General features: G+C 44.6%; 15 protein-coding genes. 8 read left to right on the top strand and 7 right to left on the bottom strand.

The features are described from left to right. Positions 1–36: 36 nt before the first annotated feature. The 4 genes from O9X84_RS12185 to ubiD form a co-directional block, all read right to left on the bottom strand. The gene (locus tag O9X84_RS12185) at positions 37–1,059 is read right to left on the bottom strand and encodes a hypothetical protein (RefSeq protein ID WP_269520043.1); all 1,023 of its coding nucleotides are present in this window, start codon (positions 1,057–1,059) and stop codon (positions 37–39) included. Positions 1,060–1,434: 375 nt separating this feature from the next. Further along, a complete protein-coding gene (locus O9X84_RS12180) occupies positions 1,435–2,781 on the bottom strand; it encodes a M28 family metallopeptidase (protein ID WP_269520112.1) in 1,347 nt (448 codons plus the stop codon). 246 nt (positions 2,782–3,027) lie between these two features. Continuing rightward, positions 3,028–3,723, bottom strand: a complete 696-nt coding sequence (gene fre / locus O9X84_RS12175) for an NAD(P)H-flavin reductase (protein WP_269520042.1) — start codon at positions 3,721–3,723, stop codon at positions 3,028–3,030. Between the two features lie 53 nt (positions 3,724–3,776). Then, complete coding sequence (gene ubiD / locus O9X84_RS12170; RefSeq protein ID WP_269520041.1) at positions 3,777–5,246, bottom strand: 4-hydroxy-3-polyprenylbenzoate decarboxylase; 1,470 nt, start codon at positions 5,244–5,246, stop codon at positions 3,777–3,779. Positions 5,247–5,471: 225 nt separating this feature from the next. On the opposite strand from ubiD, the gene O9X84_RS12165 reads away from it, so the two are divergent. Next, positions 5,472–5,723: a TIGR02647 family protein gene (locus tag O9X84_RS12165; protein WP_032094905.1), complete on the top strand. Its 252-nt coding sequence runs from the start codon at positions 5,472–5,474 to the stop codon at positions 5,721–5,723. A gap of 115 nt (positions 5,724–5,838) precedes the next feature. Continuing rightward, positions 5,839–6,489 carry a tetratricopeptide repeat protein gene (locus O9X84_RS12160; RefSeq protein ID WP_269520039.1) on the top strand — a complete coding sequence of 217 codons (651 nt, stop codon included), beginning with the start codon at positions 5,839–5,841 and terminating at the stop codon, positions 6,487–6,489. A gap of 163 nt (positions 6,490–6,652) precedes the next feature. Here the strand turns inward: O9X84_RS12160 and O9X84_RS12155 are convergent, their stop codons facing one another. Together O9X84_RS12155 and O9X84_RS12150 are read right to left on the bottom strand one after the other, a co-directional pair. Continuing rightward, the gene (locus O9X84_RS12155) at positions 6,653–7,519 is read right to left on the bottom strand and encodes a cytochrome b/b6 domain-containing protein (RefSeq protein WP_269520038.1); all 867 of its coding nucleotides are present in this window, start codon (positions 7,517–7,519) and stop codon (positions 6,653–6,655) included. 100 nt (positions 7,520–7,619) lie between these two features. After that, complete coding sequence (locus O9X84_RS12150) at positions 7,620–7,904, bottom strand: PepSY domain-containing protein (protein ID WP_269520037.1); 285 nt, start codon at positions 7,902–7,904, stop codon at positions 7,620–7,622. Between the two features lie 342 nt (positions 7,905–8,246). Between O9X84_RS12150 and O9X84_RS12145 the strand changes: the two genes are divergently transcribed. Further along, a complete protein-coding gene (locus O9X84_RS12145; protein ID WP_269520036.1) occupies positions 8,247–10,610 on the top strand; it encodes a TonB-dependent receptor in 2,364 nt (787 codons plus the stop codon). A 120-nt stretch (positions 10,611–10,730) separates the two neighbouring features. Here the strand turns inward: O9X84_RS12145 and O9X84_RS12140 are convergent, their stop codons facing one another. After that, positions 10,731–12,407, bottom strand: a complete 1,677-nt coding sequence (locus O9X84_RS12140) for an alkaline phosphatase D family protein (RefSeq protein ID WP_269520035.1) — start codon at positions 12,405–12,407, stop codon at positions 10,731–10,733. Positions 12,408–13,111: 704 nt separating this feature from the next. On the opposite strand from O9X84_RS12140, the gene rnr reads away from it, so the two are divergent. From rnr to O9X84_RS12115, 5 genes are all read left to right on the top strand, one after another. Beyond that, positions 13,112–15,493, top strand: coding sequence for a ribonuclease R (gene rnr, locus O9X84_RS12135; RefSeq protein ID WP_269520033.1), 2,382 nt, complete (start codon positions 13,112–13,114; stop codon positions 15,491–15,493). After that, positions 15,494–16,234, top strand: a complete 741-nt coding sequence (gene rlmB, locus O9X84_RS12130; RefSeq protein WP_269520032.1) for a 23S rRNA (guanosine(2251)-2'-O)-methyltransferase RlmB — start codon at positions 15,494–15,496, stop codon at positions 16,232–16,234. Between the two features lie 213 nt (positions 16,235–16,447). Further along, complete coding sequence (locus tag O9X84_RS12125) at positions 16,448–17,425, top strand: transposase (protein WP_269520031.1); 978 nt, start codon at positions 16,448–16,450, stop codon at positions 17,423–17,425. 815 nt (positions 17,426–18,240) lie between these two features. Further along, entirely contained in the window at positions 18,241–19,911 is a 1,671-nt protein-coding gene (locus O9X84_RS12120) for a S8 family serine peptidase (protein ID WP_442864531.1), read from the top strand. A 349-nt stretch (positions 19,912–20,260) separates the two neighbouring features. Further along, positions 20,261–21,718: a DUF4397 domain-containing protein gene (locus O9X84_RS12115; protein WP_269520028.1), complete on the top strand. Its 1,458-nt coding sequence runs from the start codon at positions 20,261–20,263 to the stop codon at positions 21,716–21,718. The last annotated feature ends 222 nt before the right edge of the window (positions 21,719–21,940 follow it).

The following is a 21,940-nucleotide window of genomic DNA, read 5'->3' as shown; positions in this document are numbered from 1 at the left end:
CAAATCCAGAAAGAAAAAAGCTAGAGGGCAAACAACCTACCAGCGCCTTAATAGCGTCTCGTAGGTAGTCGCATCAAGTAAGGACATTCGCTTGTTCATTGCATCGCGCTTTTCTGCTTCAATACTATTTTTTTCACTAGTGTTTTCTTCAATACTCGGCAAGGCATTAAATGCCTCGGCTTTAGAGGTAAAAACGGTGCCGTCTATCACAAATACACTATCGTCAGAAACCGGTGTTGAATCCAGGTTATAGGCGGTTTTAAGTAAGCTAGAAGCGCGGGTAATATCAGAATGCCCAATGTAATCGGCAATACCGTCTTGGTTTATGTCTTTACGCAACCAATCTATTTGAAGAAGCTTATTGTACTGCCCGTTTAGTTGCATGGCAGATACAGCAGTGTTGAAGTTGTTAATAATCCTCTGCGCATTTGGCACGTCGTCGCGTATCGCTAGCTGAAACCCACTTTTCATCAAAGGCTTTGCAGAATAGTGCAGAGTTTCTTCTCTATCGTTGGCAAGTAGGGTATTAAACTCTCTAATAAGCAATTCAGATGTAATTAAATAGGGCGCTCTGTCGTCGGCAAGTTGGCGAAATGCGTCAAAGGTGGTTGGGTTGCGCGACCATTTTATGTCTTTAACCAATCTGAAGTTCGGAGTGTTAGCAAATCTATTTTCTATCGCCACGCGGCTGCTTTTCAAATGCTGAAAAATTTTAATTTGCTCTACGTCGGCTTCTTTACTGGCGGCATAAAGATATAGGGGTAAAAACACGTTCGATGTTATTACGCCTTCTATTTGTTGGCCCATATCTACAAAAGCATATTCACCATCTACCCTTCCTGCTCGAACAGCGCTTCCCAAAAAAGCCTGACGCATGACTTTTAAATTAGCATCGGTGCCACTTTGCGCTAGCGCGGTGGATACCAGGTCATTCACTCTCGCAGGCTCACCGTCGTCATTGACGTAAGTCTCGAAAGGGGCAGCGGCAAGAGTGACTTTATTTAGCTTTTCGTTTGGCTCGTCAGCTAATTGGGCATTTGCGTGAGAGAGGGCCGACATGCAAAAGATGCATGCAAGTGTGGAGGTAAACGTAAAACGACTAACACGCTTTGTGAGCAAGTTATTTTTCCCCTTTAACTAATATACTGCGAATTGTGCCTCTTTATACACTCTAGGGTAGATATAAAGTTTAATCCACCGCGGCCATATTAACGACAATTTACACTGCGTACACGAAGCGGCGGTTTTAAAGGCTTTTTAAAAGCTGACTTAAAAGCTATGTTTAAAAAAAAGCGCTGCACGTTGTTGAAGGGTGCTTCAAATACAGGTGTATTTGAAGCCTCTTCATTACAGTCGCAGCGCTTTGTTATTTTACTTGTGTTGCTATTTGACCAGCTTATTCACAGCGTCATACGAGCAGTTTATTCACCCTTTTTACTCACCAAAGCTACCCGCTGGTCCTGGGTAAACGACCACGCTTTCAACGCCATCGTTGTTTACACTGGCAACGCCAAAGAAGTAATTATCAATCACTACATTCTCAAGGGTGGCCTCAGTAACATCGCCGACAAATTTGCTGTATTCCCACTGCGGCGCGTCAGTATGACGCCAATACACTTTATACCCTTTTAACTGAGGGTTTTGTGCTTCGTCTAATGCATCCCACATTAATGTTGTTGAAGGTTGAACTGCGCCTTTAATTGATACATTTGCAGGTGGGTTTGGTGCCCATGCCATAGAAGCTAAGGTTACGGCGTTTAAGCCAGTTAACTTGGCCGCGTACTCAAAATTTACGCCATCGAGGGTATCGCCGTACTTAATGCCACCTTCTTCACGCAAGTCTTGATGCTGACGCGTGTAGTTTTCGTTGGTTTCCATAATGCGAATGCCCGGATAGCCAAGGTCGTTAAACGGACGGTGATGACCGCCTCGACCGAACCTGTCTAAACGATATACCACCATGGTATCGAGGTTTTCAATATACTGGTCGGCGACTTTATCTATGTAGCGAGCCAAGTTACGGCTTGGCGAGTCTACTTCACCACCGGTAAAGCGGCGACGTCTTGCTTCTGCTTCGGTTTCAGTAACTCGTGTACCCTCAGCAAAAATACGGGCTGTGGTGTTGTTGATAACCCCATTTACCCCTTCAATATTGCCAATCATATCATTATTCAATACCGCTTTAATGCGCCAGCCATCTTTCTTAGCTTGGTTCGCCATTATGCGGCCGCCAAAAAGGCCTTGTTCTTCACCTGCCAGCGCGGCATAGACAATGGTGCCGTTAAACTCGTACTTAGACAGTACTCGTGCAGCTTCCAGCGTACCGGCTACACCCGATGCATTATCGTTAGCCCCAGGTGAGTCAGACGTAAAATCCATAACATCAGACACGCGAGAATCAATGTCGCCAGACATGATCACATAGCGCCCAGGGTCGGTAGCGCCTCGCTGAATAGCGATAACACTGACTACCTCAGTAGGGTTAGGAATACGCTTTTCACCACTAATGGTTTCAGACTGAAAGTATACTTCTAAGCAGCCGCCGCACTGAGCAGAAATTTCCTCAAACTCAGATTTAATCCAGCGCCTTGCCGCGCCAATTCCTCTGGTATCAGACTCAGTCTCAGATAGGGTGTGGCGGGTACCAAAATTAACCAGCGTAGTGATATCGTCTTCTATTCTCTCTGGTGAAATAGATGCGGCAATATCATACAGAGCTGCCTTTTGCTTGGTATCTGCAGCGTGGGCATTACCAATGGTAGCGGCACTCACAATTGCCATAGGAAATGCTAATGAAAGCGCAGACAGACCCACGCTTTTAAATGTTGTAGGAATATTTTTTATCATTCTTTTCTCCAAGGGTGCTTTTAACTGAACACTAGGTGACAGAGTTACTCAACCATAGCGGATACGTTAGAAAGGAACAATTGGAGTAAACGTGTACAGCAGTTAGTTATCGAATTTGAAGGAATAAAAAAGCCGACAGTAATCAGTCGGCTTTCAAAACACTAAAAGAAGTAGCAGGTCTTAAATAAAGGCGAACGCATCACCATACAAGTTTTCTGCCTTTAAGCCGCGCTGCGTGAAGTCATCGCGAACGACTTTGGCCATTTCAAAGCGGCCAGCAACATATACCTGAACCTCGCCGAAGTCGGCATGATCAGCCATTGCTGCATGGTGTACCCAACCCGTTCTTCCCGTCCAGTCGTCACTCGCAAACTCAACCACAGGCACAAAGGTAAAATGGTCGTTTGCATCAGCTAGCGCGCTAAGCTCATCGGCCAAGTACAGGTCGTCGGCGTGCTTACCACCCCAATACAGCGTTAATGGTGTTTTATCGCCGCTTTGTAAGTGCTCTTTTAAAATAGAGTAGGTGTAGGAAAACCCTGTGCCGCCAGCAATAAGTACCATGGGTAAACCGTTGCTTTGCAAGAATGCATCGCCGTGTCCAAGGCTTAGCGTTATTTCTCCGTCTTGCTGCATGCGCGCTAACACTTCACCCGCGTAGCTGTTACCTGGCTCTGCGCCAATGTGAAGTTCTACTCTGTTATTGTCGTAGGCCGGGTTAGCGATAGAAAACGGGCGCATATCTTTTTCGCCCATCACTACCATGGCGTACTGACCTGCTTTAAACGCTACTGCTTCTGGTAACGCTAGCTCAACTTTTTGTACTACATCGGTTAAAGGCGTAATGCTTGCAACCTTGCAATTAATCTGTGGCATGTATTCTCTTCTTACCTTTTGGTTTAGCGTGTTGCCTTTGCTCTTGAGCCTGATTATTTCATAATACCAAGTTCGTCCCAAATATCATCAACACGCTTTTTAACGTCTTCATCCATAACGATGGGCTCGCCCCACTCGCGGTCGGTTTCACCGGGCATCTTATTGGTCGCATCCATTCCCATTTTAGAGCCTAACCCTGATACGGGAGATGCAAAATCGAGGTAGTCGATAGGGGTATTTTCTATCAATACCGTATCACGGGCCGGATCCATACGCGTAGTAATGGCCCAAATCACATCATTCCAATCTCGCGCATTCACGTCATCGTCACACACAATAACAAATTTAGTGTACATAAACTGGCGTAAAAACGACCATACACCCATCATTACCCGCTTCGCATGCCCCGGATACTGCTTTTTCATGGTAACCACTGCCATTCGGTAGGAGCATCCTTCAGGCGGCAGATAAAAATCGACAATTTCTGGAAATTGTTTTTGTAAAATAGGGACAAACACCTCATTTAACGCTACGCCTAAAATGGCGGGTTCGTCTGGCGGACGACCGGTGTAGGTAGAGTGATAAATAGGATCTTTTCTGTGAGTTATGTGGGTAACGGTGAAGACAGGGAACTCGTCTACCTCGTTATAATAACCAGTGTGATCGCCATAAGGCCCTTCAGGCGCGGTTTCATCCTGCGCAATATACCCTTCAAGTACTATTTCAGCGGTTGCGGGTACCTGCAGATCGTTACTAATAGAAGAAACCACTTCCGTTTTATCACCTCGTAACAACCCGGCAAATGCATATTCAGATAACGTATCGGGCACTGGCGTAACGGCACCTAAAATAGTGGCAGGGTCGGCACCTAATGCTACTGACACTGGGTAGGGTTCGCCGGGGTGAGTTTGACACCACTCGCGAAAATCTAGCGCACCGCCGCGATGAGATAACCAACGCATGATGAGTTTATTCTTGGCAATAACCTGCTGGCGATAGATGCCTAGGTTCTGACGTTTCTTGTGCGGCCCGCGAGTTACGCTGAGCCCCCACGTTACCAATGGTGCCGCATCACCTGGCCAGCATCGCTGAACGGGGATTTTTGATAAGTCTACATCATCACCGGTTAGCACCACTTCTTGGCAAGGCGCTTTTTTAACTACCTTAGCCGGCATATTAAGCACTTGCTTAAACACAGGAAGCTTTGACCACAGATCTTTCAATCCTTTCGGTGGCTCAGGCTCTTTCAAGTAGGCTAGAAGTTTACCCACTTCTCTTAGCGCCTCTACTGAGTCTTGACCCATACCCATGGCAACCCGATGAGGTGTACCAAACAGGTTGGCCAAGACAGGCATAGAATGATTTTTGGGATTCTCAAAAAGAAGCGCAGGGCCGCCGGCACGCAAGGTGCGATCCGCAATTTCGGTCATTTCAAGGTCGGTATCAATTGGCTGGCTAATGCGTACCAATTCACCTTTGCTTTCTAGTTGGCGAATAAAGTCGCGTAAATCTTTATACTTCATTGGGGCTGCACATCCACGAACTCATGTTATGGCAAGAGTATACTATTTAGTGAGAAAGTCCGATCAGTTCGCGGTGTGAATTCCATATAAAAGGTTCAATAGTGATTATTTTCGAGAAAATGATCTGGACAGTGCGATTAATTGTGTGTGATATAGGAAATGGCGCTATAACTAATAGAGAAACATAAGCGCTATAACTTTCAATCCTTTGCTTAAGGTGGTTGTATGACAACATTCGATCAGGACATGCTCGACGAGTTAAATTTACTACTCAAATTTCCAGACAATAGCCTGCTACAAGGTTTAAAAATTCACCATGACGCAAGTCAAACCATGGTTAACGCCGCCTCTCGATTATACTCAAAAGGACTTATCACTCTACCTGATGGAGGTTACCTTACCGACTTAGGTATCGACCTTGCTGACCACGCTCGTCATATTCAATCTGCTTTATGTTCCACAAAAGGCGGCCACTAAACAAGGTTGCTAAATAGTGCAGTAGCTGTAAAGAAGTGAGCAATGTAGTTAAGATATTCTATACTTGGACGATAACTTAACTACGCTTGCTTTAGTATTGTTAGAACCTGTAATTATGAAACCATATCTTCTTATCACTCTTGCGGTTACTTTTTTAACGCTCAGTTTTTCTGCGCGTGTTAATGCTTTGGAGGGCGAAACCCTAGAAGAGATTCGTGCTGTACAGCTCTACAGCGAAGACGCACTTATTGAAATGATAAATGCCAATACGCATTTAGATAAGGTTTTGGCCGATCGCTGTCAGCTGGTTCAGGACATTGAGGCGCGGGCCGACGTATTAAAAGTGCCTGCCTATCAGTTTTTATGGGGTGACATGCTGGCGTGGGGAGTGTGCGTTGATGAGGAACCGGCACGAGGTATTGGCTATATAGAAGATGCAGCTAATCAAGGTTTGCCTGCGGCGTTAGAACAGTTAGGCCGATATTACGCAAACGGAACACTGGTACAAGAAGATAAAGAGCGCGCCGTTGTTTATCTACGTGAAGCATCAGCACTTAAGAATTTAAAGGCCCAAATTCAGCTTGTGGAGTTGTTTCTAGCAGGTTACGGTAGCCCATACGATTACGAAGATGCTTATCACTGGCTGCATAACGCCATTACTAACGACAAAGCTCAGCACAAAAAAATAGCATCATACCTTGATGAACTAGAAACGCTAATGCACCCCAAAGCAGTTCGCGCTGCAAAACGGCCTATGGATAGTTAAGGCACGTTAACCTTTACTGTAGAAATTTAGCCCCTCTCGGGTAGCGCCTGCGTGCTGTATATACCGCGTTAAATGGTTTTAATTTAGTCCACTAGACCTTTAATCATTTGCCTTTTTAAACATCACATAGGCCCATGCGAAAATGCTCAGCAAAGATCACGCCCTAAGGCTTATCATCTCGAGACAAGTTTCGCCGTAAGCCCGTTATCATAGGGCGCAGCAACTGTACGCGCCCTCTGTACTGCACAAAAAACACCGCTGCAATATGGACCAATACACACGCATATAACACATCAGCAAATATGCTGTGGATCCATTCCAACGTACTATTGCCAAATAGGGCGTCAATTTCCTCCATTAGAAACCCGCTAATACCTAGGCCAAAAAATAACCCTATAACTGCAAATATCATAAGCCAACCAAAGGGGTTGTGCCCTGTTTGGACAGGCACATTACGAAGTGTTAAGTGCTGTAAATGTTCTTTAAAAGCTTGGCTACTTAAGTTAACAGTGCGGAAGCTAGCGTAGTTCGATTCACTAGGAGCTTCCTTATTGAGACAGGCATAAAAAGAATCATGAGAAGTACTGCTATGCCTGTCATAAACATCACTGCTATGCCTGTCACTGCTATGCCTGTCACAAAAGGTGGAGTCCTGATAAACGCTTTGGTCCTGATTGTCGTTTTTATCACTCTTATTATGACAGTCATGAGAAGCATGCCTGTCTTGATAAGTACTGTCTTGATAAGTACTCTCAGCTGGTGGGCGTGTGAAGCCCCAAACGATGCGCACAACAACGAAAAACACGGCGCTATAACCCGCAATTTCGTGATACAGACGTCCTGGTTCAACAATAAAATAATTTGTGATAAAACAAATAACCAAGCCCCAGTGACACAGCCTTACCACACCATCCCAAATAGTAATGTCTTGCAGGTTATTGCCCTTATGGTCATTACTAAAGGTGTTTTTACTACGGTGGTTGTTTGCAGGTGTTGTGTCTTTCACAGGCTGTGTTGTGTTATCAGTCATGTCATTTGCCTTCACTTTTATAAACAGCGCTGAAAAAAAAGCGCCGCAATAATAATTGTGGCGCTTTCATATAAACCTTACAACGTATTTGCCTTAAAGGTTAGTGGCTTTCTTCTTTAACGATGCTGCCATCTACAGGGTTGAAATAAATTTCTACCTTGTTTTCATCTTTGTTGAAGCCATAGATTTCGTAGCAGTTACCATCGGTTACTTTAAACTCGTTTATTTTATAACCCTGTGCCACAAGTTGTGCTTGAAAGGCTTCTTGATTTTGCCAATCTGCCTGAGGTGCTGTTGTACACATCGTAGTACCGTGCTCTGCACTACATGCACTTAGCAGTGTGGCCGCACCAATCGCGGTTAGTAGCATTATCGCTTTTTTCATTGTTTTCTCCTTCAACATGGTAATGGTTTCATTGAATATTCATCGAGCCTAGTAAAACGTGAACACGCTTTAAATGCTCGCCTAATCGCCTGAGAATAATTCTTATTATCAGACTAGCATGCTTTTTATAGCACTACTATACAAGATGATAATGTACATAAATTACAAAAGTTTATGGTTCAAGGCACTGTCATAGAACTGCCTTTTATCTTTCATATATGTGTCATCGAAACGTCTCAAATCCACTCTACCTTCATGAACGCCAGCGCAGAAAAATCAATCACCTTACTCATGAGCGCTGAAATAAAAAACACAAAGCTTGCACACATAAAGGAATGAACTATGTACCCCCGCTCATTGTTAGCCAGCGCAGTTGTATGCGCGCTCTCTGCAACCACTTTTGCGTCAGCAAATGCACAAGAGTCTAGTGTTGTGGCACCAGACACGTCAGATGATACGTATGACTATATAGAAGAAATTACCGTCACTGCCCAAATGCGTGAGCAATCGGTAATGGATGTACCGGTAACCATGGACGTTATTGGTAGTGAGTTTTTGGAACGCACTAATATAATGGAACTCGACGATTTATCTCGTATCCTTCCCAATGTTCAAATTCAAGAGCAGGCGGTAAGCTTGCCTTCTTTCAATATTCGCGGTGTCACCGATGACGTGTCATCGGTCTCCGCAACACCGCGAATTTCAGTATACCAAGACGGTTTTGATATCAGTAAAAAGACCGTATCGAGTGTTGCCCTTTACGATATTGCGCGAGTTGAAGTACTTAAAGGGCCTCAGCCAACCCTTTTCGGTGTCGCCGCTGCAAATGGTGCTATTAGCATTCATTCACAGCTACCCACCGACACAGAAGAAGGTAAGGTACAGCTTGGTTATAACAGCGAGCAGGGAAGAGAGCTCGACTTTATGTACAACAAACCAGTAAACGAAAACAATAGTTTTCGAATTGCAGGGCTGTACCGGGAAATGGATGGCATCGTTGAAAATAAAGCCTGTAGTGATGAAGCGTTTTATGGCAAAGCTGATGTAATCGATCATCTAGGTAATAGCGTGCCGTGCAGCGGTGAAGATTTACAAGGGGTGTCGGTTCAGGCGTTGCGCGCTACGTGGAAGGCTGATTATGACCAGCTGGAAATTATTGCCCGTGCTTCAATGGAATACAATGATCAACCAGGTATTGCGTTTAAATCTGGCTCTATCGCGCCTAAAAATGGCGATACTAGCCCCTACACTGCGGCTGAATTTAGCATGGGGAGTGAACTGGGTATTGAGCGTTCTCTGTACGCTTATGATCTTACAGTTAACTATGACATCAACGACACGCTGCGCTTTCATGCAGATGGCTTTTACAAGGATGTTGAAGTAAGCGAAGGTTTTGACGCTGATGGTTCAGCGCTTCGAATTCAAGATGCGTATTTTGATAACGATGCCACACTAAAAGGCGGCTCTATGCGCCTAGTTTACAACTCTGGTGACAGGCTAACTGGGTTTGTGGGGGCATCTATTATGCAGGATGATTCAATCTTGCCTTACTACATCATGGTGGACCCATTTGTTCGCGGTACATTCGATGCGGTAAAGGCTCAGTTAGAAGCGTCGTCGGATATTCCACTTAACCAAAATATTGCTACCGACGCAACGCTTGAGCAAATACAAGCCCTTCGCAGCCAGCTGGTATCGGCGTTGTTTAACGCAGATGGTACGCCAATTTCCAATCCCGACTTACCTTCTACTGTTATTCAGGGGCCGTTTGTTTTCGAGGCTGAATTAGATATTAAGTCGTACGTTGCTGAGCTTTCTTACTTTGTTACCGATGAATTAAATGTGACAGCGGGTATGCGTTACATTGATGAAACTCGCTTCACGCGCAATACCTTTGCCACTGCGAATGGGCCATTTACGTTTGAAGGTGAGGGTGATTTTAGCGATACCCTTCCTCGTTTTGCAGTAAGTTACGATATTCAAAACAACTGGAATGTGTACGCAAGTTACGCGCGAGGCCGACGCTCACCTGTAGTAGATGCTAATGCTGGTGGGGTAAATATTACCGATGCAGAGATAGTGGATAGTGTTGATGTTGGTGTTAAATATCAAAGCGCCAACTTTATGTTTACCGGTGCTATGTTTACCTATGAATACAGTAATTATCAGCAGAGTTTTACCGACCCTGAAACATTACAATCCATTACCGTGACTGTGGGTGACTCGTCGATGTCAGGTATCGAGGGAATGGCGGTTTATAATTACAGCGACACCTTAACCCTTACAGGTAGCTTAGGGTTTCTTGATGCCGAGTTTGCTAACGATACAGCAGATGGCTCGCCCTTTGAATATGGCGGTAACAAGTTTCGTTTAGCACCAGAGGTAAGCGGTGCGTTTAACATTAACAAGTTGTTTTACGTAGATGCTTGGACCCTTGATGTGAATTGGTTAACAAGCTTTCAGTCTACTGTGTTTTTTGAAAGCAGTAATTATCCTGGCTCGTCGCAAGATACGTATTCACTCACCGACGTTTCTATTAAGTTGAATAAAAATGACAGTCAGTTTGCCTACGAGCTGTATGTAAATAACTCGTTCGATAAAGAGTATTTAATTGATGCAGGTAATACCGGCGGCGGCCTTGGTATTCCTACCAATGTTCGCGGCATGCCCAGAATAGCCGGCGTACGCGTATACTACGAGTTCTAAAACAATAAATGGGGTCAGATCCCAATTTAATACGCGTCACATAAGTAACACCAAAAAAGGGGCTGAGCTTTCACTCTGCCCCTTTTCTATTCTAACGCCCATAACTATAAAACCTTACTGCTAAGCCTTAAGAGTTATGGAATGGGTTTGGCTTACTTTTCCGTCTTTAGTCAAAATGGCATCGACAAAATGCCATGTAGCATTTGATTCTTCATGGGTAACGTTTAGTGTCAGAAATCCGCGCTGATGAAGGTTGCAGTATTGAAGGTCGTCAATAAGCATGGGTAAATCCTTCGCCATTGCCTCGGCTGATTTATTATCCATAGATAAATAGTTCTCCATCCCTGGCGAGGAAACTCCAGGAGTCGCAAGCTCAACGGCGACTTTTGTTCCATCAGCGAGAGTGAGGGTGTTATGCCACGCGTTGTGAGTGTCTCCAGCTAGTGCTATGACTGGCTTATTAAGCTGTTTTAGTTGGATTAGTAAACTCTCCCGCTCAACAGGGTAGCCATCCCACGCATCCAGATTGTATGGCATGACTGAGGCCACTAGCTGCAACTCATTTTCACTAAGCGTTTCTCCGCGCTGCTGTTTACGCTTTATCTTAGCAAGAGTGCCAACGTGAGCCGGAATTTGCTCCCGCGGCACGCCATTAAATATAGACACCGGAAACAGCATGCGACCCATTAAAAGCTGTTGGCCTAACACCTGCCATTTTGCACTGCTGTTTTTCATTGCCTCGTTCAACCATTTACGCTGCGCGTCGCCAAGCAGACCTCGCTGCGGGTTACTTATATCTTTAGTAAACGCCGTTTGGTTAAACGCCTTGGTATCTTTGTCACGGTAATGAGCATATTCAAGTTGCTTATCGCGAGCGAGTACCCGCGTGTCTAACATGTACAGGTCGAGCAGCTTGCCAAATGTGAATTGTCGATAAATTTCCATGCGCGACTCACCAAAGGTGGGTCTTATCGGTAGCCACTCGTAGTAGGCTTGTATCGCTGCTGCGCGACGGTTGAAAAAGTCGCCTTCATCGTCCTGATGATTTTGAGCGCCATCTTTGTAAGTATCGTTTGATACTTCGTGGTCGTCCCATACTACAATAAAGGGTTTATTTTGATGCAGCGCGAGTAACCCTTCATCTGTTCGATAAAGCGCATAGCGGCGGCGATAATCGGTAAGGGTAAAGAGCTCGGTGTCGTTGTCAGGTTCAAACGTACGGCCAATTTGTTTTGCGTTTTCTGTGGCATATCCTTCGCCGTCGTATTCATAGATGTAGTCGCCCAAGTGAAGCACGTAGTCTATGTTTGAATTCTCGGCCGCCTCCATATAAGGCGTGAAAAAGCCTGCTGGATAGTTAGAGCAAGAAAATACTCCAAAAGTCACTTCACTGACTTCATTGGAAGGTAGGGTTCGGGTTTCACCGATTGCACTCATGCTGTCAGCGCTTCGAAAGCGATAATAATATTGACTGTTGGGTGATAGGCCTTTTACGTCAACTTTAACGGTATAGTCTTGCGATGCTTTGGCGAATACTCTGTCGCTGGCCACAATACTTTTGAACGTTTTGTCGCTGGCTACCTCCCAAATAATGTCGGCTTTAGTGGCATTACCCGCTGGAACTGCCCGCGTCCAGATAATAACAGCGCTTTGTAACGGATCGCCACTGGCCACGCCATGTGTAAAAGCAGCATTGCTTGATGGGCGAGCGCTTGAAACGCATCCAGCTAGTCCACTTGATATTGCCATGCTCACGCCAGCAACTGATGATAATGCAATAAATTTTCTTCTATCCATGGTGCCTGGTTTTCCAAAAAGAGTAAGTGATATATCGATGCTGCGTTTATATTTCGGAAATAACGCTAGATTTTAACGTTATAGAGTGTCAGCGCCCAAGAACACTGTCGCTTCTAAGCACAAACTCATCAAAGCGTTAAAGTTTAAAAACACACATCTCGACATGCTAAGGCTTATTTTTATACAGGGGCTATATGACATGAAGGTGTCACTTTTTTATCAATGCTTTGCACTACTAAAGCCAAGCTTGAGTATTCATTGTGAAAAAATATTATTAAGACAGTCATAAAAATTAGCAAACGCAACTAATGAGATAGGCATGATAAATAAGAGATGAAAAGAAATAAGACAGGCATGATAAGTAGCGCTTTTGTGATACGAAAGCGCCACCTGTAGACAATGAACTAATCAACCGAAGCGAGTTACCGCTCATTATTTTGTAAGGAAAATGAAGAGTCGAGTCAACTTACTCATTTACGCAGTTTCTGGCTGTCACTTGAGCGCAATATTTTTGTGATAAATACTGTTATACTGTGCATCAAACAACCAGATGGCGAAGCGGTTGCAGTGATGCCATAACAGCAAAGTAGTTTTGGCGATGAAATTACACACTATGCAATCACGCAAAGCCAATTGAAATATCCGCTTTTTAGAAATGATATTGAAAAACAAAACCAAATAAACAAAAGGTAATTTACAAATACATGAGTGACGACCCGCATTATCAGCGCGAGAAAGAAAAGTACGAAAACCCGGTAGCTAGCCGAGAACATTTGATGAGCATATTGAAAGAGTATGACAAACCCTTGTCATTTCTTGATATTTGCGCCGAAGTAAATGCTGAAAACGAAGATGCCCGAATTGGTATTCAACGACGACTTCGTGCCATGGAGCGTGAGGGGCAGGTACAGTTTACGCGTCAGAAAAAGTACATTCTTCAAAACCGTGATGAAATATTTAAAGGCCGACTTATTGGTCACCGTGACGGTTTTGGTTTCTTGCGCCCTGAAGATAAAAGTGGCGATTTATTCGTAAGTGCAGGACAAATGAGCATGTTCCTGCATGATGATATTGTAGAAGCCAGAGTGAGCGGCACCGACCGCAGAGGCCGCAAAGAAGCCTTTATCACACAAGTTATAGAGCCAAGAGAAGAGCCCATTGTTGGGCGCTACTTTGTAGAGCAAGGCTTTGGCATGGTAGTGCCAGACGACAGCCGCCTTCAGCACGAGATTGTCATTCCGCCGGAAAGCACTAACGGTGCTCGAATGGGGCAAGTTGTGGTTGTAGAGCTTTCTCAGCGCCCGCGCAGAAAAATGAGCCCAGTAGGTAAAGTTGTTGAAGTACTTGGTGAGCATATGGCGCCAGGTATGGAAATTGAGATGGCTTTGCGCACGTTTGATATTCCACATCAGTGGCCGAAGGGCGTGACTAAACAAGTGTCACACCTTACCGACCAAGTGCCTGATGATGCTAAAGCAGGACGGGTAGATTTACGTCAATTGCCGTTGGTAACAATTGATGGTGAAGATGCCAGAGACTTCGACGACGCAGTATATTGTGAGCCGCTAGACGATGGCGGCTGGCAGCTATGGGTAGCCATTGCCGATGTGAGCCATTATGTAAAAACAGGCTCAGCCCTTGATGATGAAGCGCAACAGCGTGGAAACTCGGTGTATTTCCCCGACCAAGTTATTCCAATGCTGCCTGAAGTACTATCAAACGGCTTGTGCTCGCTTAACCCTGAAGTAGATCGTTTGTGCATGGTGTGTGAAATGACCATCAGTGCGCAAGGCATTCTTGAAGAGTTCCAATTTTACGAAGCCGTAATGAATTCTCATGCTCGCCTTACGTATAACAAGGTCTGGAAAATTCTGCAGGGCGACAAAGAAATGCATCAGCGCTACGAAGCGCATGTGCCTCATTTGCGTAACTTACACGACTTGTATCGGGGCCTTAAAAAGTCTCGCGCCAAACGCGGTGCTATTGAGTTTGAAACGCAAGAAGTGAAATTTGTGTTTAACGCACAGCGCAAGATAGAAAACATTGTTCCTCTTGTGAGAAATGATGCACATAAGCTTATTGAAGAGTGCATGATCATGGCGAACGTGAGCGCTGCACTTATGCTTGAAAAGCATGAAGCACCGGCGTTATATCGCATACACGACAAGCCAGACGCCGACAGACTTACCGCATTTACGAGCTACCTTAGCGAGATAGGGATTACTCATCGCATTGTTGATGATGCAGAGCCTTCTGCATTTACCGACGTGGTGCTTAAAACCAAAGGTCGCGTTGATGAAGAGCTAATACAAACCATGTTGCTTCGTTCAATGAAGCAAGCGGTATATGGCGGCGACAACGTTGGCCACTTCGGTTTAGCGTTAGAAGCCTACGCGCATTTTACCTCTCCAATTCGTCGCTACCCAGATTTGGTGGTTCACCGAGCGCTGAAAAGCATTATTGCAAAGCAACAGGGCAAAAAGTCGGTAAGCGGCAGTAAGAGCTATACGGTTGATGAAATAGAGCAATTGGGCGAACAGTGCTCTATGACAGAGCGCAGAGCCGATGATGCGACGCGCGACGTTGCCGATTGGTTGAAATGTGAATTTATGCTCGACCACGTTGGCGATACCTTTGAAGGTGTGGTGAGCTCGGTCACTAATTTCGGCTTGTTTATCCGCCTTACCGAATATCATATTGACGGGCTTGTTCACATCACCTCGTTAGATGATGACTACTATCATTTTGACGATGTGAAAATGGCGCTAGTGGGTGAGTCTGGCCACAATCAGTTTAGATTGGGCGACACCGTGTTAGTGCAAGTTGCTGCCGTTAATTTAGATGAAAGAAAGATTGATTTATTGTTCGATAAGTCTATGCTGCGCAGCCCTGGTGGCAAGAAGGGAAAAGCGAAACCTTCTAAGAAAGCCGCTGGAAAAGGGAAGCTAGGTCCTAAACCTGCATCAAATAAAGGTGGTGGCACTGGGCAAGAAAAAGGCCCAGCGAAGACACCAGCCAATAGCGGGGTAAAAAGCCCTGCTAAAGCGGGTAAATCAGATAAAACGAGTAGAAGAGGAAAGCGTTAAATGGCGCAGCAAGAATGGTTATACGGTTTACATGCTATGCAGTCGGTATTAGAAAACGAGCCTGAGCGTGTTGTTGAAGTTATGGTGCTAAAAGGTAGAACCGACGAGCGTTTAGTCAACATTGTGAACCAAGCCCGCCGTTTTGGCATTTCTGTACAGTTTTGTCAGCGCAAAACCTTAGATGACAAAGTTAACGGCGAGCAGCACCAAGGCGTAGTTGCCAGAGCAAAAGCCGCACGAGTACTTGATGAAGCCGATCTTGACCGCATTTTAGAGAAAGAGTCACAACCTTTTTTACTGGTGCTAGACGGAATTACCGACCCGCACAATTTAGGCGCGTGTTTACGAACAGCTGATGGCGCTGGCGTACATGCCGTTGTTGTACCTAAAGACAAATCAGCTAGTTTAAATGGCACGGTTCGCAAAGTGGCGTGCGGTGCTGCAGAAGTGATACCGCTTATTCAGGTGACGAATTTGGCAAGAAGCTTAAAGCACATGCAAGACAAAGGAATTTGGATTGTAGGTACAGCAGGCGAAACCGATAAAACTCTTTATGATATCAATCTAAAAGGCCCTACAGCCTTGGTGATGGGCGCTGAAGGAAAGGGGATGCGCAGGCTTACGAGAGAAAACTGCGACGAGTTAGTGAAGCTTCCTATGGCTGGCAGTGTTTCAAGTTTGAACGTATCGGTTGCAACCGGCGTGTGCTTATATGAAATTGTTAGGCAGCGACTCAGTTAGCACCGCTAACACCACTGCGCGTGAAACCTAGCGCACTGACGAAGGGGCAATTTTATTGCCCCTTTTTTGTACCCATGCACTCATCAACTAATGAGACACATCAACTAATGAGACAGGCATAAAACATCAATAAAACTGTACCTCGATACACTTTCTTTAAGCTCGATGAATACTCAAACTGTTTATATTACAACTCATAGTTTGACAGCCTCGATGCCTAAAGCCAGAAAATCGCAAATTAGCCTTTTCGATACACCCTATTACCACTGTATTTCACGCTGTGTTCGTCGTGCCTTTTTGTGCGGGGAAGAAAATGGGAAAAGTTTTGAACACCGCCGTCAATGGGTGGAAAATCGAATACATGTGTTGAGTGAAGTATTCACTATCGGGGTATGTGCGTATGCAGTGATGAGTAATCATACACACTTGGTGCTGCATATAGACAAGGACAAAGCGCAGTCTATGACCATCGAGGAAGTGCTTCAGCGTTGGCATACATTGTATAAGGGAACTTTGCTTACACAGCAGTATCTGGCGTTACCTACGCGAGAAGAGCTTAGTGCAGCGCAACTTAAAACCATTGAATGCACTGCAGAAGTGTGGCGAAAGCGGCTCTACGATATCAGCTGGTTTATGCGAGCACTGAATGAGTATATTGCCCGAGCTGCTAACAAAGAAGATGCGTGCACAGGACATTTCTGGGAGGGACGATTTAAATCGCAAGCGCTATTAGATGAATCGGCTCTAGCGGCCTGCATGGCTTATGTAGATTTAAATCCAGTGCGTGCAAATATGGCAAAAACACCAGAAAGTTCCAATCACACTAGTATACAGTATCGTATACGCGCAGCTAGGGCAGGGAAGACGCCAAAACGACTCATGCCTTTTTCAAGTAAATCAAAAAAAGGTTTATCGACCGGTTTGCCCTTTACTCTCATTGAATATCTTCAGGCCGTTGATGCAACCAGTCGACGTATGTACCTAGCCAAACAAGGGAAAGTAGACAACATCAAATTACACATTTTGGATAGGCTCAACATCGAAAGCGACAAATGGTTAACGCTAACCACGCAATTCGAAACCCTATTTAAGCATGCAGCAGGAAAAGTGCTGCACCTAGAGCAGTACGCGCATAATCAAAATCAACAACGGGTGCACGGGCAAACAAATGCCAGACGTTTGCTAGGATAACTTCAATCTAAATTGACCAACGACATACCAGAACAGTCAATGTAGCTGCATACTTATTTTCGCTAGCGAAACTCACCTGTTCGACTGCTTCTAATTTTCAACAAGAAGAATTATCAAAATTTGTTCAAGCCCGTTTTATGCCTAGCAAATAGACTAAGTGAAAACTCATCTCATTTTTAACTATGCCTGTCACAATTTTCGTCTTTAAATATGCCTGTCACAACTAGTGTCCCTCGTCTCGTTAAATGCTCTCGCGTGTTGAGCAAACTGCCTATCTAAATTTAATAAACCTAACAATCCCACCCATCTAATTCACCAAACCACGTTCTCATGGGCCTTTCAAGCCATCTCAAGTTTCTGCCAATAACTTTCAAAAAGGCACAGCTCACATTTTGTTACATTTGTAGTCGTGAAATAAATGTTAATTATAAAGATCTATTCCTAATATGAATCTGCTCATAGCGCAGGGATGACGGGGTGTGACGTTTTTTTACTCCGTTTGATGGCTGTTTAATAGGTATGAAAAAAACTCATCAGGACTGAGGTTGTATACTCAACATGCTGATTTGCCTATTAATATGGATTTTGTAGATGAAGTGTAGGTACGTTTTATTTACGCCAACTGACACGCGGGTAGGTCGTTGCAACGCAGTTGCGTTGAAAGTCATGGATAGGCGTTTCGTTTAAGGTAATGGTTGAACCTGTATGTCAAAACATAACAAAAGTTTCTAAAGCACGAGAGTAAAAGTGCTGAAACAACAAGACAGATAAACAGGAAATAAATTTTGAATTTAAAAAATAAGAAACACACATGTATGACTGCTGCTGCCATCGCAGTTTCTTTAGCCTTCGCTGGTCAAAGTGCAATAGCTGAAGAAAATGCTCCGGTAAAAGTAGAAGTAAAGAAAAAATCTTTCTCCTCAAAGTTGAATAAAAGCTTAAACAGTCGCCTAGATAATCGATTCAAAAAAATTGGTTTTGGCTCACTTGAAGAGTCTGGCGATCGTTACATTGTAAAATTTAAAGATGAAATGACATCTGAAGTCCTTATGGGAACTAACGATGACACGCTAACAGGAAAAGGGGCGCTTAAATTCGGTCATCAGAAAAAAGCGTTTAACGTACAAGCTGCAAAAAATGACGTTATCCGTGCAGGGGGCGTAGTTAAAAAAGAATTGAAAAAACATCGCATGATGGCGGCGAAGCTCGATCGTAAAGCATTAAACGAACTTCGCAAAAACCCAAATGTTGAAAGTATCGAAATAGATGCGAAGCGTAAACCTATGGCACAAACCACACCATACGGTTACACCATGGTTCAAGCTAACCAGTTTGGCCAAGCCGATACTACAGCGCGTAAAGTGTGTGTTATCGATACAGGTTATAACTTGGGTCACCCCGACTTGCCGGATACCAATAATGGTGTAACAGGTAATGCGAACAATGCCGCCGTAGGTAACTGGTATAACGACGGTAACGGTCATGGAACCCATGTTGCCGGCACTATCGCAGCTTATGATAATAACGAAGGTGTTGTAGGTGTATACCCTGGCGTCGACCTGCACATTGTAAAAATCTTTAATGACAACGGGCAGTGGACCTATGCGTCAGATCTTATCGACGCTATTACTCAGTGTGAAAATGCGGGTTCAAACGTTGTTAATATGAGCTTGGGTGGCGGCAGTGCATCAGCGACAGAGCGTGATGCTATGCAAAGCTTCACTGATGCGGGTATGTTGCTAGTGGCTGCAGCAGGTAACGATGGTAACAGTGGCAAGTCTTATCCGGCGTCTTACGATGCGGTTATGTCAGTAGCCGCGGTAGACTCAAATGAAAACCGTGCCAGCTACAGCCAATATAATGACCAAGTAGAGATTGCAGCGCCTGGCAGTGCAGTACAGTCAACTTACCCGACTAACACCTACGCAGCTCTTAGCGGCACGTCAATGGCAACGCCTCACGTTGCAGGTGGTGCTGCATTAGTTTGGAGCTACTTCCCTCAGTGTACAAATAACCAAATTCGAAATGCACTTAATGTTACCGCTGAGGATAAAGGCAGTGCGGGTCGTGATAATTTCTATGGGTTTGGTTTGATGCAATTGGCCGATGCGTACAACCAGCTTAATACCAACGGCTGTGATGGAAGCGGTGATGGAACCGACAATGGCGGAAGCCCTACCGTTGAGCCAGTATCAGGACAAGTGCCTGGTTTATCCGCCGCTCGAAACGCCTGGAACCGCTATACGTGGACTATTCCAGAAGGTGTAAGCCAAATGACCGTTAGCATTGCTGGTGGCTCAGGCGATGCAGACTTATACATGAAGTTCGGCTCTCAGCCAGAGACAAACGACTTTGATTGCCGCCCTTATCGCAATGGTAACAACGAAGAATGTACCTTCGACGCGCCTGCAGCAGGTACTTGGCATATCGGTATACGTGCATACTCTAGATACAGCAACGTAACGCTATCTTACTCTTACGAGTAACCTTTAGCGAATAACCGTAAATAAGATTGATAAGTAAAAGCCTGCCGCGCGGCAGGCTTTTTTTTACCTTTTTTTCAAAGAGCGAATTAAACGCTCAGCAATAACAGTTTTTGAGCTCATCCCTTCAAACTTATGCCTCAAACCTAGTCTTTCAAAAGTGACAGTCAAACTAACAACAAACTTTGTATAGATTCACCGTCATTTTCTTCAGTGAATTGTCAGCTTTGTAAAGACAGCGTAAAGCCATGAACCTACCTCAAAACTATGTGCCATAACCGCGTTCGGCGCATGTGTTAACACTTGTGCTGTTTTCCAATTACTCTTTAAAAATAAAAAGGAAACACCGTTTATGCGATCATTCTCATTGGTAAATCGTGCCTGTCACAATAGTGGGGGGCTCAGCGTCTTTTATCATGCCTGTCTCTTTAGTAAAACTTATGCCTGTCACTTTAGTAAATCGTTTGTACTAGGTTTGGTTGCGCTATTTACCCTTGCGGCATGTGGAGGTTCAGACAGCAGCGATTCAGATTACGAATTTGCGTATCTTCAGTTTTATAACGCATCGCCTAATGGGGCCAATGTAGAAATGCGTGAAGTGGATGGAGATAGCTTTGGCTCCGCCCAGTTTGGTGATGCGTCTTCTATGTATTCAATGGAAAGCGGAGAACTTGTTTTAGAGTTCATTCGCACCGATTCAGACGATCAAGAAGTCTACATAGATGAAATAACGGTAAATTTAAAAGAGGGCGAGAAAACTTTGATCGTCATGAGCGGCGACTTCAACAGCCCTTCATTCAATGCATATAGTTATGAGAGGGAATCACTAGAGGACCACTTCAGACTCCTAGCTATATCAGTGACCATGGATGACGAATCTTTTGACTTCTACATGAGCGACGCAGGCGACCCCTTTGAAGCAGCAAATTTTCTTGGCACCATTACACCAAACGATTTGGGAGAACTGACGTTTTGGGATGGTGATGACGATAGCGACGACTTTGATGAGGGCGAATACACCGTATACCTCACCGCGCCTGGCAGCACTGACGTCATCTTTGAATCTCAAACCTTAGATTTCATCTATGAAACTGAATACGTAATGGCCCTTCGCGATGTAAGTGGCGCTATACAAGAAGGTCTTGTCGTAGACACCATACTAAACTCTTCAAGTGTATCTGGTTTAACCGATGTAGAAGCCGATGCGCAATACCGCATCTACAACTCAACAAACTTAGACACACCAGTAACCGTTACCTTCGGTGGCAACACAGACGAAGAAGACATTGAATTTACATTAGCTGCTGATGAGCTTTCCGACTTTACTGCAATTCGCTACGGTGACTACCGTGTGTCGGTAGAAGACACTTCTGGTGCTATTACTAATCTTAGCAATAAACTTATCACGCTTAATCAGGGGCAAAGTAAGGCAATACTCATTTACGAGAAAGACGGAAAATTAGGTGCTGCAACCTTTGAAGAAAGTGGGCTACCACAGGCCTACGACAAAACCGTTAACTTTATTAACCTTGTTAGCGACTATGACGACGTTGAAATTTTCCTTGTACGTCACGACGAAACTATCGATACCGCAGAGTACAGAGTGAACAACCTTGAGTTTGGTGAAACCAGCACCGAAGTCCTGCCTTCTGATTTTTACGAAGTTATCGCGGTGTACGAAGACGACAACGATGAGCAAGTATTGTTAGACCGTACAGCGCTTTTTGGCTTCACAGAAGAAGAAAACTACATTGTGACCGTTGAGCCGGCAGATACAGCAACGGGTTACGAAATAAACATACTGTTTTAATCGCGATAGGCATCTCTGTTGATAAGCGCTGACAACAACATGTTAGCGCTGCTTCACTTTGTAAAAAGGGAAATATTGAAAAAGGAGCGGTTAAAGCGTCTCTATTTTTATACCAAAGTGTATTTTTATACTAAATGATTAGCTTGAAAACTGTCATATCCCAGAATATCTATTATCTTTATTACTGTGCGCAGTGTTTTGATAGCTATGTTCACGTGTCGC

It is taken from the genome of Alteromonas sp. BMJM2 (assembly GCF_027257845.1).
Lineage (GTDB): Bacteria > Pseudomonadota > Gammaproteobacteria > Enterobacterales > Alteromonadaceae > Alteromonas.
Note: the sequence above shows the minus strand (reverse complement) of the source record. Positions and strands in the feature narration are given on the sequence as shown.

Excerpts from the sequence above, each read along its gene's own strand:
- O9X84_RS12185 (WP_269520043.1), bottom strand. The coding sequence starts at position 1,059 with ATGTCGGCCCTCTCTCACGCAAATGCCCAATTAGCTGACGAGCCAAAC.
- O9X84_RS12155 (WP_269520038.1), bottom strand. The coding sequence starts at position 7,519 with ATGACTGATAACACAACACAGCCTGTGAAAGACACAACACCTGCAAAC.
- O9X84_RS12150 (WP_269520037.1), bottom strand. The coding sequence starts at position 7,904 with ATGAAAAAAGCGATAATGCTACTAACCGCGATTGGTGCGGCCACACTG.
- O9X84_RS12125 (WP_269520031.1), top strand. The coding sequence starts at position 16,448 with ATGCCTAAAGCCAGAAAATCGCAAATTAGCCTTTTCGATACACCCTAT.
- O9X84_RS12120 (WP_442864531.1), top strand. The coding sequence starts at position 18,241 with ATGACTGCTGCTGCCATCGCAGTTTCTTTAGCCTTCGCTGGTCAAAGT.
- O9X84_RS12145 (WP_269520036.1), top strand. The coding sequence starts at position 8,247 with ATGTACCCCCGCTCATTGTTAGCCAGCGCAGTTGTATGCGCGCTCTCT.
- rnr (WP_269520033.1), top strand. The coding sequence starts at position 13,112 with ATGAGTGACGACCCGCATTATCAGCGCGAGAAAGAAAAGTACGAAAAC.
- O9X84_RS12180 (WP_269520112.1), bottom strand. The coding sequence starts at position 2,781 with ATGGCAATTGTGAGTGCCGCTACCATTGGTAATGCCCACGCTGCAGAT.
- ubiD (WP_269520041.1), bottom strand. The coding sequence starts at position 5,246 with ATGAAGTATAAAGATTTACGCGACTTTATTCGCCAACTAGAAAGCAAA.
- O9X84_RS12165 (WP_032094905.1), top strand. The coding sequence starts at position 5,472 with ATGACAACATTCGATCAGGACATGCTCGACGAGTTAAATTTACTACTC.
- fre (WP_269520042.1), bottom strand. The coding sequence starts at position 3,723 with ATGCCACAGATTAATTGCAAGGTTGCAAGCATTACGCCTTTAACCGAT.
- O9X84_RS12160 (WP_269520039.1), top strand. The coding sequence starts at position 5,839 with ATGAAACCATATCTTCTTATCACTCTTGCGGTTACTTTTTTAACGCTC.
- rlmB (WP_269520032.1), top strand. The coding sequence starts at position 15,494 with ATGGCGCAGCAAGAATGGTTATACGGTTTACATGCTATGCAGTCGGTA.
- O9X84_RS12115 (WP_269520028.1), top strand. The coding sequence starts at position 20,261 with ATGCGATCATTCTCATTGGTAAATCGTGCCTGTCACAATAGTGGGGGG.
- O9X84_RS12140 (WP_269520035.1), bottom strand. The coding sequence starts at position 12,407 with ATGGATAGAAGAAAATTTATTGCATTATCATCAGTTGCTGGCGTGAGC.